The organism is Xanthomonas sp. NCPPB 2922, from assembly GCF_041520885.1.
Taxonomy (GTDB): domain Bacteria; phylum Pseudomonadota; class Gammaproteobacteria; order Xanthomonadales; family Xanthomonadaceae; genus Xanthomonas; species Xanthomonas campestris.
Genome location: NZ_JBGOFY010000011.1, coordinates 105,217 through 118,636 on the forward strand (window position 1 = coordinate 105,217; position 13,420 = coordinate 118,636).

The 13,420-nt window shown below is 65.2% G+C and carries 12 protein-coding genes; 10 read left to right on the forward strand and 2 right to left on the reverse strand.

What is annotated here, in order from left to right; genetic code table 11:
- Window positions 1-2: 2 nt before the first annotated feature.
- From ndk to glp, 8 genes are all read left to right on the forward strand, one after another.
- Window positions 3-428, forward strand: coding sequence for a nucleoside-diphosphate kinase (gene ndk / locus ACD584_RS13580; RefSeq protein WP_002812972.1), 426 nt, complete (start codon window positions 3-5; stop codon window positions 426-428).
- A gap of 18 nt (window positions 429-446) precedes the next feature.
- Window positions 447-1,652: a 23S rRNA (adenine(2503)-C(2))-methyltransferase RlmN gene (gene rlmN / locus ACD584_RS13585; protein ID WP_050911495.1), complete on the forward strand. Its 1,206-nt coding sequence runs from the start codon at window positions 447-449 to the stop codon at window positions 1,650-1,652.
- 10 nt (window positions 1,653-1,662) lie between these two features.
- Window positions 1,663-2,451 carry a type IV pilus biogenesis/stability protein PilW gene (gene pilW / locus ACD584_RS13590; RefSeq protein WP_050911886.1) on the forward strand — a complete coding sequence of 263 codons (789 nt, stop codon included), beginning with the start codon at window positions 1,663-1,665 and terminating at the stop codon, window positions 2,449-2,451.
- The gene (locus ACD584_RS13595; RefSeq protein ID WP_070693053.1) at window positions 2,448-3,302 is read left to right on the forward strand and encodes a helix-turn-helix domain-containing protein; all 855 of its coding nucleotides are present in this window, start codon (window positions 2,448-2,450) and stop codon (window positions 3,300-3,302) included. The genes pilW and ACD584_RS13595 overlap by 4 nt, the downstream gene beginning before the upstream one ends.
- Before the next feature lie 70 nt (window positions 3,303-3,372).
- Complete coding sequence (locus ACD584_RS13600) at window positions 3,373-4,011, forward strand: tetratricopeptide repeat protein (protein ID WP_076036922.1); 639 nt, start codon at window positions 3,373-3,375, stop codon at window positions 4,009-4,011.
- The gene (gene bamB, locus ACD584_RS13605) at window positions 4,011-5,228 is read left to right on the forward strand and encodes an outer membrane protein assembly factor BamB (protein WP_175611648.1); all 1,218 of its coding nucleotides are present in this window, start codon (window positions 4,011-4,013) and stop codon (window positions 5,226-5,228) included. Before ACD584_RS13600 ends, bamB begins: the two co-directional genes overlap by 1 nt.
- 10 nt (window positions 5,229-5,238) lie before the next feature.
- The gene (der, locus tag ACD584_RS13610) at window positions 5,239-6,636 is read left to right on the forward strand and encodes a ribosome biogenesis GTPase Der (protein WP_011037150.1); all 1,398 of its coding nucleotides are present in this window, start codon (window positions 5,239-5,241) and stop codon (window positions 6,634-6,636) included.
- Window positions 6,637-6,667: 31 nt separating this feature from the next.
- Entirely contained in the window at window positions 6,668-7,888 is a 1,221-nt protein-coding gene (gene glp / locus ACD584_RS13615; protein ID WP_070693048.1) for a gephyrin-like molybdotransferase Glp, read from the forward strand.
- A gap of 10 nt (window positions 7,889-7,898) precedes the next feature.
- On the opposite strand, the gene moeB is transcribed toward glp, so the two are convergent.
- On the reverse strand, window positions 7,899-9,035 hold the full coding sequence (gene moeB, locus ACD584_RS13620; RefSeq protein ID WP_076037860.1) for a molybdopterin-synthase adenylyltransferase MoeB: 1,137 nt from the start codon (window positions 9,033-9,035) through the stop codon (window positions 7,899-7,901).
- Between the two features lie 256 nt (window positions 9,036-9,291).
- On the opposite strand from moeB, the gene ACD584_RS13625 reads away from it, so the two are divergent.
- A complete protein-coding gene (locus ACD584_RS13625; protein ID WP_175611650.1) occupies window positions 9,292-11,967 on the forward strand; it encodes a TonB-dependent receptor in 2,676 nt (891 codons plus the stop codon).
- A gap of 81 nt (window positions 11,968-12,048) precedes the next feature.
- A complete protein-coding gene (locus ACD584_RS13630) occupies window positions 12,049-12,264 on the forward strand; it encodes a hypothetical protein (protein WP_076036925.1) in 216 nt (71 codons plus the stop codon).
- A gap of 138 nt (window positions 12,265-12,402) precedes the next feature.
- Here the strand turns inward: ACD584_RS13630 and ACD584_RS13635 are convergent, their stop codons facing one another.
- Window positions 12,403-13,281: an SDR family oxidoreductase gene (locus ACD584_RS13635; RefSeq protein ID WP_076036926.1), complete on the reverse strand. Its 879-nt coding sequence runs from the start codon at window positions 13,279-13,281 to the stop codon at window positions 12,403-12,405.
- Window positions 13,282-13,420 lie beyond the last annotated feature (139 nt).

Genomic DNA, 13,420 nt, shown 5'->3' on the forward strand with positions numbered 1-13,420 from the left:
CCATGGCGCTGGAGCGCACCCTGTCCATCATCAAGCCCGACGCCGTCGCCAAGAACGTCATCGGTGAAATCTACAGCCGCTTCGAGAAGGCTGGCCTGAAGGTCGTGGCCGCCAAGTACAAGCAGCTGTCGCGCCGCGAAGCCGAAGGCTTCTACGCCGTGCACCGCGAGCGTCCGTTCTTCAACGCGCTGGTCGAATTCATGATCTCCGGCCCGGTGATGATCCAGGCGCTGGAAGGCGAGAACGCCGTGGCCGCACACCGCGACCTGCTGGGCGCCACCAACCCGAAGGACGCCGCACCGGGCACCATCCGTGCCGACTTCGCTGATTCGATCGATGCCAACGCCGCCCACGGCTCGGACTCGGTCGAGAACGCTGCCAACGAAGTCGCGTATTTCTTTGCTGCAACTGAAGTGGTCTCGCGCTGAGGCCGAGAGAGTCGAATCGTGAATGAGGTCGTGATCCCCTCCGTGTTGCTGGACGTTCCCGTCCCGGCGGCACCGGTGCACAAGCAGAACCTGCTCGACCTCGACCGCGAGGGACTGGAGCACTTCTTCGCCGATACGCTCGGCGAGGCGCGCTACCGTGCTCATCAGGTGATGAAGTGGATTCACCATCGCTATGTCACCGATTTCGACCAGATGACGGACCTCGGCAAGGCGTTGCGTGCGAAATTGCACCAGCACGCCGAGGTCCTCGTCCCGAATGTCGTGTTCGACAAACCGTCGACCGACGGCACCCACAAGTGGCTGCTGGCCATGGGGACCGACGGGAAGAATGCGATCGAGACGGTCTATATCCCCGACAAGGGCCGTGGCACGCTGTGCGTGTCTTCCCAGGTCGGCTGCGGCTTGAACTGCACCTTCTGTTCGACCGCCACCCAGGGCTTCAACCGCAACCTCACCACCGCCGAGATCATCGGGCAGGTCTGGGTTGCCGCGCGTCACCTGGGCAACGTGCCGCACCAGCAGCGTCGCCTCACCAATGTGGTGATGATGGGCATGGGCGAGCCACTGATGAATTTCGACAACGTCGTGCGCGCGATGAGCGTGATGCGCGACGATCTGGGCTACGGCCTGGCCAGCAAGCGGGTGACGCTGTCCACCTCGGGCCTGGTGCCGATGATCGACCGGCTGGCCACCGAAAGCGACGTGTCGCTGGCCGTTTCGCTGCATGCCGCCAACGACGTGCTGCGCGAGAGCCTGGTGCCATTGAACAAGAAATACCCGATCGCCGAGTTGATGGAGTCGTGCGCGCGCTACCTGCGCGGCAACAAGAAGCGCGACTCGGTGACGTTCGAATACACCTTGATGAAGGGCATCAACGACCAGCCCGAGCATGCGCGTCAGCTCGCCCGGCTGATGCGGCAGTTCGACAACGCCGTGCAGTCCAAGGATGCCGGCAAGGTCAACCTGATTCCGTTCAACCCGTTCCCCGGCACGCGCTACGAGCGCTCTGGCGAAACCGAGATCCGCGCATTCCAGAAGATCCTGCTCGATGCGCAGGTGCTGACGATGGTACGCCGCACGCGTGGCGACGATATCGATGCAGCCTGTGGTCAGCTCAAGGGCCAGGTAATGGACCGGACCCGTCGTCAGGCGGAATTCCGCCGCACATTGGAAGGGCAGGCCGATCGAGATGCGGCAGCGTGATATCGCGTTAATGGCGGCCGCGGTGATCGCGCTCAGCGCGGTTGGCTGCGGCGGGCGCAATGCCAAGGCCGGCACGGTGAAAACGGTCGAAGAGGTTGCGCCGATCTATTCGTTTCGCGACAACGCGGCCACCAAGAGTCGTCTGGGGGTGCAGGAAAAGCTTGGCCTGGCCAGCAATCGCCTGCGCACTGGCGATTACGTCGGCGCGGAAGAGCAGGTGCGCGCCGCGCTGAAGAAAGATTCCCAGTCGGTAGATGCCATTGGCATGCTCGCCCTGATTCAAGACGCGAAAGGCGACAGGGCGGCTTCGGGTGCCTCCTACCGCCGCGCCACAGAGCTTGCGCCGCAACGTGGCGATGTGCTCAACAACTACGGCGCATGGCTCTGTGCCAATGGCCAACCGGCAGAGTCGCTGGTCTGGTTTGATCGCGCGTTGACGGATCGCAGCTATTCCTCGCCTGCATCGGCGCTTGGCAATGCCGGCGGCTGCGCGCTCAAGGTGGGGCAGTTAGAGCGTGCGTCCCGTGACCTGCGCAAGGCGCTGGAATTCGACCCGAATAATCCGTATGCGCTGGAGTCGATGGCCCGTTCCGAAGCGGGCAAGCGCAATTATTTCGAAGCCCGCGCATTCGTCGAACGACGGCTCGCGGCTGCACCGGCAACTGCTTCCGTGTTACAACTCGCCATTCAGATTGAGCAAGGGCTCGGCGACAAGGTAGCTGCCGGCCGTTATCAACAGCGGTTGGTCAAGGAATTTCCTGACGCAGCGACCGCTACTCCTGGGGCCAATGCATTGTGATCAGTGATTCCAATCCGAATCCTTTCGAGCAGGAAAAGGGATGCGGGCAGCAGTTGCGCGACGCGCGCGAAGCGGCAGGTCTGAGCGTGGACGATGTGGCAGGCAAGCTGCGCATGCCGGCCCACGTGGTGCGTTCGCTCGAACAGGAAGAATGGCAGCGTCTCGGCGCGCCGGTCTTCGTGCGCGGGCAGTTGCGCAGCTACGCGCGCCTGCTGCGTGTCGATCTGGATCCGCTGCTGCAGCAAACCACGATTGCGCCGGTTGAACCGGTCAAGCTGGTCAGTCACACGCATACCCCGCGTGCCCGGCGGATTCTGGAAAGCACCGCTCGCAAGGCGATGTACGTCGTGATCACCGGCGTGTTCGCAGTGCCGGTGTGGTACGCCACGCGCTCGCACCTGGATGGCCAGGGGCCAAGCACCGTGTCGCTGGACAGCATGCCGGATGCTGCCAAGACCGGCACGCCCGCGCGGACTGCCGAGCCGCCGTCCTCCGTGCCGCGTGAACAGCCGGCGCCGTATATCGCGTCGATGACGCCGGTGCCGCGCGCCACGACTGCTGTTGAGGCCCCGGCCGCCAGCAGTGCGGGCACGTTGTCGTTGCGTTTCAGCGGTGACAGCTGGGTGCAGATCCTGGCACCGGATGGCAGCGCGGTGGAAAAAGCGTTGATCCGTGCCGGCGAGCAGCGCACCTATTCACCGGGCCAGATCGGCCGTGTGGTGCTGGGCAATGCGTCGGCGGTAGAGGTTCAGCAGGGCGGCAGTATCGTCGACGTGAAGCCGTTCCAGCGCGCTAACGTGGCACGTTTTGCGGTATCCTCCGACGGCTCCGTGGTGCCTGCTTCCGAATAGAAGCGGACTGCGGTTTTTCATTTTCCCCTTTTGATGTTCCGCGCCTGCAGGTGGCGGAGCGAGAGTACGCATGGCGATCGACGATCTGCTCGACGAACACGAACAAGGTGAACGGGTTCGTTCCTGGTTGAGAAAGAATGGCGCGGGTCTGATTGGCGGAGTCCTGCTGGGACTGGCCCTGATCCTGGGGTGGCAGTGGTGGCAGAAGCGCAACACGACCGCGTCGGTGGAGGCCAATGCCCGTTACGAGGCCGTGGTCAAGTCGATCCAGGGCAAGGACCTGGACAAGGCCGCCAAGGACATCGTGGCGCTGGACGACGGCAAGGGTGGCGTTTACGCCGAGCTCGCTGCGCTGCGGCTGGCCAAGGCCCAGATGGATGCCGGCAAGACCGCCGAAGCGATCAAGACATTGCGTGATGTGCCCGCCGAAGGCGAGCTCAAGCAGATCGTGCAGCAGCGACTGGCGCGTGTGCTGACCGACAGCGGCAAGCCGGATGAGGCGATCAAGCTGCTGGTCGATGCGCAGGATCACACCAGCCTGGAAATCCGCGCCGATGCGCTGGTGAAGCAGGGCAAGCGCGATGAAGCACGCGCGCTCTATACCAAGGCACTGGCAACGGTGGATGTGGCATCGCTGCAGCGCCGCCTGCTGGAAACCAAGCTGATGGATGTGGGCGGCACCGTGCCCGATCCGGCGGAGCCGATTTGATGAAGCAGGTTGATATGTACAAGCGCGTTGCATTGATCGCCCTGATGGGCATGTCGCTGGCGGGCTGCAGCACCGTCAAGGGTTGGTTCGCAGGCAAGGACGCGGCTGCCAAGAAGGCGCAGGAACCGGCCGAACTGGTCAAGTTCGAGCCTTCGGTCAAGGTCGACAAGCTGTGGTCCACCGGCGTGGGCAAGGGCGAGGGGCACATCGGTGTGCGTCAGCGTCCGGCCGTGGCCGATGGCAAGGTGTATGCCGCCGCCATCACCGGTGGCGTGCAGGCGCTGGATCTGCAGACCGGCAAGCGCGTGTGGGAATACAAGCCCAAGAAAGAAGAGCGCAACGATCGCAAGTTCAAGCAGCGCCTGTCCGGTGGCCCGAGTGTGGGCGAGGGCCTGGTAGTGATCGGCACGCTGTCCGGTGACGTGATCGCGCTGAATCAGGCCGACGGCACCGAGAAGTGGCGGGCCAAGGTACCGAACGAAGTCATCGCCGCGCCTGCCATCGCGCAGAGCCTGGTGCTGGTGCGCAGCAACGACGGCCGCGTGAGTGCGTTCGATGCAGCCACCGGCGAGCGTCGCTGGTTCCATGCCGAGGAAGGTCCGACCCTATCGGTGCGCGGCAATGCGCCGATCGTGACCGGCCCGGGCGTGGTGTTTGTCGGCAACGATGTCGGCACCCTGAGCGCCCTGGCGCTGCAGGATGGCCGCCCGTTGTGGGAACAGGCCATCGGCGTGCCGGAAGGCCGTACCGAGCTGGAGCGCATGTCCGACGTGGACGGCGCCCCGGTGCTGGATGGCACCACCCTGTACGCAACCAGCTTCAAGAACGAAACCCTCGCCCTGGAAGGTCCCAGTGGCCGTCCGCTGTGGACACGCGATCACGGCGGTGCCGGTGGTCCGGGCGTGTCGTCCAGCGTGGTGGTGGTGGCCGACAACGCCGGTTCGGTGTGGGGCCTGGACAAGTCCAGCGGTGCGGCGATGTGGTCGCAGGCTGCGCTTGCACGCCGCTCGTTGACCGGTGTAGCCATCCAGGGTGACTACGCCGTGGTGGGGGATTACAAGGGCTACCTGCACTGGCTGAAACTCAGCGACGGTGCTCTGGCCGCGCGCGCTCGCGCTGGACGCGACACGCTGCTGGCACAGCCGCTGGTCGTCGATGGCATTCTGCTGGTACAAAATACCGACGGCGATATCACCGCCTTCCGGTTGGCACAATAAGGACCTTGCGATGCTGCCCCTGGTCGCCCTGGTTGGACGGCCCAATGTCGGCAAGTCCACCATCTTCAATGCGCTGACGCGCACCCGTGACGCGCTGGTCCATGACCAGCCTGGCGTCACCCGCGACCGCAACTACGGCGTCTGCCGGCTCGACGAGCAACAGCCCTTCATCGTGGTCGATACCGGTGGTATCGCCGGTGACGAGGAGGGCTTGGCCGGCGCCACCGCGCGCCAGGCACGTGCTGCGGCTGGCGAAGCCGATCTGGTGTTGTTCGTGGTCGATGGCCGCGAGGGCGCCTCGTCGCTGGACGACGAAATCCTTGCCTGGCTGCGCAAGCTGGCCCGGCCGACCGTGCTGGTGATCAACAAGATCGACGGTACCGATGAAGAATCGGTGCGTTCGGAGTTTTCGCGCTATGGCTTCTCCGATGTGGTGGCGCTGTCGGCCGCCCATCGGCAGGGCATCGACGACTTGCTGGAAGAAGTCGGTGCGCGTTTGCCGGAGGAAGGTGCGGGCGAACTGCTCGATAACGACCCCGCGCGCGTGCGCATTGCATTCGTCGGTCGCCCGAACGTGGGCAAGTCGACGCTGGTCAATCGCCTGCTGGGTGAGGAGCGGATGATCGCGTCGGAAGTTCCGGGCACCACGCGCGATTCGATCGCCGTGGACCTGGAGCGTGACGGGCGCCAGTACCGCCTGATCGACACGGCCGGCCTGCGTCGCCGCGGCAAGGTGGAAGAGGCGGTCGAGAAGTTCAGCGCGTTCAAGACGCTGCAGGCGATCGAGCAATGCCAGGTCGCGGTGCTGATGCTGGATGCCACCGAAGGCGTAACCGATCAGGACGCGACCATTCTCGGTGCGATTCTCGATGCGGGCCGCGCACTGGTGGTGGCGATCAACAAGTGGGATGGGCAGAGCGACTATCAGCGTGCCCAAGCCGAAGACCTGTTGTCGCGCAAGCTGGGCTTTGTGAACTGGGCCGAGGCAGTGCGGATCTCCGCGTTGCACGGCTCGGGCATGCGTGAGCTATTTCAGGCGATCCATCGTGCGCATGCATCGGCCACGCATGAGTTCAGCACCAGCGAAGTGAACCAGGCGCTGGAAATTGCCTACGAGACCAATCCGCCGCCGAGCATTCGCGGGCATGTCTCCAAGCTGCGTTACGTGCATCCCGGTGGCGCCAATCCGCCCACCTTCATCGTGCATGGCACGCGCCTGAAGGTGCTGCCGGAGTCGTACAAGCGTTATCTGGAAAACTTCTTCCGTAAGCGCTTCAAGCTGGTCGGCACGCCGGTGCGTTTCATTTTCCGCGAGGGTGCCAATCCGTACGAGGGCAAGAAGAATCCGCTCTCCGATCGGCAGATTGCGCGCAAGCGTCGCCTGATGCGGCACGTCAAGGGCAAGTAAGCCGGCACGGCGCGCTGGTATCCTGCGCGCCATGACCGACTATCCCTCCCGCATTCCTTACGCACGGGCACTGGAGATTCTCCGCGCCGTGGCGGCCAACAACCGCCTGCCCGACGAAAACATCGCCACCTCGCGTGCCGACGGCAGGATCTCCGCCGCCGACCTGATCGCGCCACTGTCGCTGCCGCCGTTCGCCAATAGCTCAATGGACGGTTTTGCCGTGCGCCACGCCGATACGCTGGGCGAGGACGTGCGTCTGCAGCTGGTGGGCGAGCAGTTTGCCGGCGACTCCTGGAGCGGCACACTGACTGCCGGACACTGCCTGCGCATCACCACCGGCGCGCCGTTGCCGGCCGGTGCCGACACCGTGGTGCCGAAGGAAGACGCCGACGAGCAGGCAGGTCTGGTGCACCTGCGCACGCACCCGACACTGGGGGCGGCGGTGCGGCTGGCGGGCAGCGACGTGCGCGCGGGCGATCTGGTGATCCAGCCCGGCCAGGTCCTTACCCCGGCGCGGATTGGCCTTGCCGCTGCGCTGGGCGTGTCGCGGCTTGCGGTGGCGCCGCGCCCGACCATTGCGGTGCTGGCGACCGGTGACGAGCTGGTGGAGCCGGGCATGCCGCTGGGGCCGGGGCAGATCTACAACAGCAACCGCGACATGTTGATGGCGCAGCTGCGGGCACTGGGCTATGCGCCGACCGCCTGGCCAACCTTGCCGGACGATCCGCAGCGCATCCGCACCATGCTGGAAGATGCGGCGGCGGCCTTCGATGTGGTGATCACCTGTGGCGGCGTGTCGGCTGGCGAAAAGGACTATCTGCCTCGCCTGATCCAGGAATTGGGGCAGATCCATTTCTGGCGCGTGCGTATGCGCCCGGGGATGCCGGCGGTGTTGGGGCAGATCGGCCGCTGCCTGGTGTTGGGCCTGCCGGGCAACCCGGTGTCGGTGCTGGCGACGTTGATCGCCTACGGCGTGCCGCTGCTGGATGCCCTGCAGAGCCGCAGCGAGCCGCGGCCGGTGTGGCATGCGGCCTTGTCGGCGCCCTGGGACAAGCGCCACGAACGCCTGGAGTTTCTGCGCGGCCGGCTGGACTGTGGCGCCGATGGCCGCCTGGTCGCAACGCCCCACCGTGGCGATGCCTCGCATCTGCTGCGCGGCGCGGCCGACAGCAACGTATTGATCGTGCTGCCGGAGGCGGCGCGCCACTACGACGCGGGCGAGGTGGTGCGGGTGATTCCTTACGCGCTGTAGCTGCCGTGCGTCAGGCCGGTTTGCCGCAGAAGCTGGCGTAGTCGGCATAGCCGGGAAATGCCGTGCCTGGTGCGCACACCGGGCACTGCGGATCGGGCGGCAGGCGGATCTCGCGAAAGCGCATGGCCAATGCGTCGAAGCTGAGCAGGCGCCCGGCCAGGCTGTCGCCGAGCCCGAGCAAGAGCTTGATCGCCTCGGTCGCCTGCAACAGTCCGATCACCCCGGGCAGCACACCGAGCACACCGGCCTCGGCGCAACTGGGTGCGAACTCCGGCGGCGGCGGTTCGGGAAACAGGCAGCGGTAGCACGGCAGCTGCCCGCGGTGGCGTCCGGCATCGAACACGCTCAACTGCCCTTCGAACTGTTGCACCGCGCCGTACACCAGCGGCTTGCCGAGCTTCACGCAGGCGTCGTTGAGCAGATAGCGCGCTGCGAAATTATCGGCGCCATCCACCACCACATCGACGTCCTGCAGCAGGGCCTCGACGTTGCTGGCGGTCACGCGCGTCTGGATGGCGTCGACCTGCACCCGCGGATTCAACGCGGCGATGCGTTGCGCGGCCGACACTACCTTGGCCACGCCGACGCTGTCTTCGGTATGCAGGATCTGGCGCTGCAGATTGCTGCGATCCACCACATCGTCATCGGCGATGCGCAGGTGCCCGACGCCGGCGGCGGCAAGATAAAACGCGGCCGGCGAACCGAGCCCACCGGCACCGATCAGCAGAACGCGCGCGCGCGCCAGGCGCTGCTGCCCGTCGATGCCCACCTGCGGCAGACGCAGATGCCGTGAGTAGCGTTCCAGAAAATCCACTTCGTCTGGCGGCAGCGTCGGCCGTACCAGCGGCAGCCCGTCGCGCGACCAGGCAGTGGTGCCGCCGAGGACCGATAGCGCGTGCCGATAGCCCTGCTCGCGCAGCTGCGCGGCGGTCTGCGCGGAGCGTTTGCCGCTCTGGCAGATCAGCAGGATGTCGCGATCGCGGTCGGGCAGATGCTGCGCCGGTGCCTGCTCCAGATCGGCCTGTGCGATCGCAAGCGCGCCTTCGGCCTGGCCGCTGACGCGTTCGTGCGGTTGGCGGATATCGATCAGCAAGGCGCCGCGCAAGGCGCGGGCGCGGGCTTGGGCAGGAGAGAGGTCGTGGCTCATGCGGCCATTGTCGCGCAAAGCCTACATCCGATGACGCACCTGTGTGTTGCGCAGCATGCGACTGGCCTGCATGAAGAGCGCGTGCGGATCACGCTGGATGGGCATGTGCCGATCACACGGCTTGGGCCGGTACGTGGCTGTAATCCAGTGCTTACCGGTGTGGCGCCAGTTGCGCGCTCGCGCCTGGTTCGTCCGCCCATTGCCGAACGCAGAACGTGCAGTGCGCCATACCTGCAGCCGGCTTCAGGAGAATGTCATGACCCCACTTTTTTGCGTATCGCCTGCGCATTGCAGACGCGCAATACGCCACCCGTTGGCGTTGTCGATCGCGCTGCTGCTCAGCGCAGGCGTGCACGCGCAGGAGGCCGCACCTCACGGCACTGCCGCTGCGCAGCCAGCCACCGCGCAGCCAACGTCCACGCTGGATGCGGTGCAGGTGCGTGGCGTGCGCAGCAGCGTGGAAAGCGCCATTTCCACCAAGCAGGCGCACAAGGAGATCAGCGATTCGATCGTGGCCGAGGACATCGGCAAGCTGCCCGATAACAGCGTCGCCGCGGCTCTGCAGCGGGTGACCGGTGTGCAGGTGGCGCGTGCCGGCGGCGAAGTGGGCCAGGTGCTGGTGCGTGGCCTGCCGAACGTCATCACCACGCTGGACGGGCGCAATGTCTTCACCACCGTAGGACGCGACATGGAGTTGGCGGATGTGCCGGCGGAGTTGTTGCGCAGCGTGGACGTGTACAAGACCACCGGTGCGCAATTCCAGGAAGGCGGCATCGCCGGTGTGGTGGATGTGCATCTGCGGCGGCCGTTCGATTTCGACGACGACAGCACGATTGCCGGCAGCGTCAGCGCATTGCGCGGCGATCAGGCGGAAAAGACCGTGCCCAATGGCAGCCTAACCATGAGCCAGCGCTGGGAGACCGGGGTGGGGCGCATGGGCGTGATGGGCAGTGTGGCCTACCAGCGTCGCCCGTATCAGGAGTCCAACACGCTCTACGGTACCTATGACCTCAAGCCGAATCCGCTGGATCCAGCGCAGCAGCTCTACGTGCCGTACAGCGCCGGTGGGTTGATGGCGCGTGGCGACCGCAAGCGCAAGTCGGCCAATCTCTCGTTTCAGTGGGCGCCGAGCGACAACAGCGAAATCTACGTCGACACCTTGTACATCGGTTACGACAACCGGCCACAGGTGAATTACTGGCTGCCATTCCCGGGGCTGGCGAACGCGGAGAACACCGAATCGGTGAGCGTGCGCCCCGGCAGCAACGTGCTCGATGGCCTGGTGGCGCGCGATCTGCAGACGCTGTCCAGCACGCAGGCGCACAAGAACGCGTCGGACACCTACCAGGCCGCGCTGGGTGGGCGCTGGAGCGGGGAGCGCGTGAAGCTCAGCACCGAGCTGGCGTACACCTACAGCGATGCGAAGAATCGTGCATTCACGCTGGACATGGACACGCGTGCGCCGCTGCTGCACATGCGCTCAGGCGGTGGCGCGGCCGATACCTGGATCACCCAACGCGATGGCAGCCCGTATGACATCACTGCGCCGGGCAACTGGGTCTTGCGCCAGTACTACGACAGCTGGAACCGGCAGCGCGGCGAAGAATGGGCCTGGCGGGGCGATGCCACCTTCGACCTGGATGCCGGACCGCTGACCTCGCTGGAGGTGGGCGCGCGTGCCAGCCGGCGCACCGCGACCAATCATTCCGGCGACACCGGTGCGCGCGACAACATCACCGGCGCGCCGATCTTGCTGAGCGACGTGCCCGGGCTGGCATCGGTGACGCCAGGCAACATGCTCGACGGCGCGCGCGCGTTCACCAGCGACCGCTGGGCCTCCGCCAACCAGGACGTGCTGCTGCAGCAAAGCGCACGCCTGCGGACGCTGATGGGCCAGTCGCCGGAAGCGCCGCTGGAAAATCCGGCGTTGTTCTTTGATGACCGCGAAGACAACTACGCGGTGTATGCACAGCTGAACTATGGTTTCTCGCTGGGGCCGGTGCCGGTGGATGGGCGGATCGGTGCACGCGCGACGCGGCTGGATTCCAGCCTGGAGGGCAGCCAGTCGCTGGACGGTGTGCTGAGCCCGGTGAGCATCGATCGCCGCATCGACAAGGTGTTGCCCAACTACAGCGCCAACTTCACCTTGTACGAGAACCTGATCTTGCGCCTGGCCGGCAGCACCACCATTACGCGGCCGGAATTTGCCGACCTCAACCCGCAACTTGCGTTGTATCAGTCGACCGAATCGCTGCCCGCGCGCGGCAATGGCGGCAACCCGCAGCTGCGCCCGGTGGAATCGCGCAATGCCGACCTGTCGCTGGAGTGGTACTTCCGCCCGGGATCGCTGCTGTCGCTGGCGGGCTTCCATCGGGACATTGACGGCTATATCCAGAACTATGCCGCCGACGAGGTGATCGACGGCATCACCTATTCGATCAGCCGCCCGCGTAACACCGGGCAGGGCAGTTTGAAGGGCGTTGAGGTGGGCTACACGCAGTTCTATGACTTCTTGCCGGGCTGGTTGTCGGGCTTCGGAACCCAGCTCAACTACACCTATATTTCGGCCGAAGCCGACTCGCCCGAGCGCATCAGCCAGCCGCTGACCAATGTCTCCAAGAACGCCTACAACGCGATCTTGATGTACGAATATGCACGCTTCTCCGCGCGCGTGGCCTACAACTGCCGCGGCGATTATGTGGTGAGCTTCAACAGCTCCGGTGACCAGCCCGAGCAGATCAATCAGGGGCGCGAAAAGTGGCTGGATGTGGCGTTCAACTACGAGCTGAGCGAGCGGCTGACGGTGTTTGCCGAGGCGTCCAACCTGCTGGGCACCACCACCGACAATTACTTTGGCCAACGTGGTGCGTTTCCGCGCGAAGTTGCATCGCCCGAGCGCACGTATTCGCTAGGTCTGCGCTTCCGGCTGTAACGCGCACTCGACCGCGTGGCCGGTACGTTGGCGCCAAGCTCACCCGCTGCTGGGTAGCGTGGACGCGTAAAGGAGACCCCCATGACCCCTGATATCGACGCACAACTGAAAACACTGGCCGACGAACTCCCCGAGTTGCGGCGGCAGCATCCCGATGACTTCTGGGATGTGTTCCATGCACGCGCAGAGGCCATTACCGCTGCGGTGCAGAGCAAGGAGGATGCCGCGCAGGTGACCAAGCGCATCGACGACATGCTCGCGGCCAACCAACTTGGGCCGGCGGACCCTGGCGCTTAGCACCGATGGTGTAACGCGCATTCTTTGCGCAGATGAGTAATGGATACAGATCGCCGCTCTTGCGGCGATCTGTATTTGCAGCGAGAGATGTAGGCAGAAACCGGCCAAGCGACGGTGCTCGCCTGACCGGCGCCAGGCTTACTCGCCGTGGATACGTCCACTTTCGCCCGCGCGATACAACGTGCCTGCAGGATCGACGGCAGCGCGATCCTGTTGCTGGGTCTTGGACCGCATGGCGGAGAGCGCGTCCGCCATGCGCGGCATCAGCCGGGTCACGGTGATATTTGCGTTGGCCATCGCGCCCACCTTGACGTCGCGGCCGCCGTGTTCGGCCGCATGCAGGATGGCGTTGGCAACGCGCATCGGTTCGATCAGCGGCGGCGGCAATTGCGGTTCTGCTTGCATGTAGTTGCGCGCATGCTGCGGATAAGGCGTGTCCACCGCGGTGGGCTGAATCAGCACCACCGACACCGGTTGTTTGGCCAGGCCTTCGATCTCGATGCGCAGGCTGTCGGTGAAGCCTTTCACCGCATGCTTGGATGCCGAATACATGCCTTGCCAGGGGACCACGGCCTCCGAGGCTTCGCTCCCGATGTTGATCAATGCGCCGCCGCTTGTGGCCAGGTGCGGGAGCGCGATGCGCGAGCCATAGACCACGCCCCAGAAGTTGATATCGAACATGCGCCGGCTGTCGTGATCGTCTACGTCCTGCAACAGGCCGAAGATTGCCACGCCGGCATTGTTGACCCAGGTGTCGATGCGGCCGAAGCGTGCGATTGCCGTGTCTGCGGCGTGTTGCAGCTGCGCCGGTTCGGTGACGTCGGCGACCACGGCGATGGCCTGATGGCCCTGTGTGGTGAGCAGGTCGGCCACTTCCTGCAGCACACCGGCACTGCGCGCAACCAGGACGACACTGGCGCCTGCTTCGGCGGCGGCCAGCGCGGTGCACAGGCCGATGCCGCTGGAGGCACCGGTGATGACAATGACCTGCTGGTCGAGAGGGCGATGCTTGACCATGGCGTAGCTCCGTGGAAAATCCTGGACGCTAGGCACGCGTTTCTCACCACGCGGTGAAGCCAGTCTCGAGCATCTTCACGTGCGTAGCGCGAAAGCGGCAGGTGTGAAGTCTGCGCATGCGCCGGGAGCGCATGTGGAG

Coding starts and splice junctions, on each gene's coding strand:
- ndk (WP_002812972.1), top strand. CDS start 3: ATGGCGCTGGAGCGCACCCTGTCCATCATCAAGCCCGACGCCGTCGCC.
- pilW (WP_050911886.1), top strand. CDS start 1,663: ATGGCGGCCGCGGTGATCGCGCTCAGCGCGGTTGGCTGCGGCGGGCGC.
- ACD584_RS13600 (WP_076036922.1), top strand. CDS start 3,373: ATGGCGATCGACGATCTGCTCGACGAACACGAACAAGGTGAACGGGTT.
- bamB (WP_175611648.1), top strand. CDS start 4,011: ATGAAGCAGGTTGATATGTACAAGCGCGTTGCATTGATCGCCCTGATG.
- der (WP_011037150.1), top strand. CDS start 5,239: ATGCTGCCCCTGGTCGCCCTGGTTGGACGGCCCAATGTCGGCAAGTCC.
- glp (WP_070693048.1), top strand. CDS start 6,668: ATGACCGACTATCCCTCCCGCATTCCTTACGCACGGGCACTGGAGATT.
- moeB (WP_076037860.1), bottom strand. CDS start 9,035: ATGAGCCACGACCTCTCTCCTGCCCAAGCCCGCGCCCGCGCCTTGCGC.
- ACD584_RS13625 (WP_175611650.1), top strand. CDS start 9,292: ATGACCCCACTTTTTTGCGTATCGCCTGCGCATTGCAGACGCGCAATA.
- ACD584_RS13630 (WP_076036925.1), top strand. CDS start 12,049: ATGACCCCTGATATCGACGCACAACTGAAAACACTGGCCGACGAACTC.
- ACD584_RS13635 (WP_076036926.1), bottom strand. CDS start 13,281: ATGGTCAAGCATCGCCCTCTCGACCAGCAGGTCATTGTCATCACCGGT.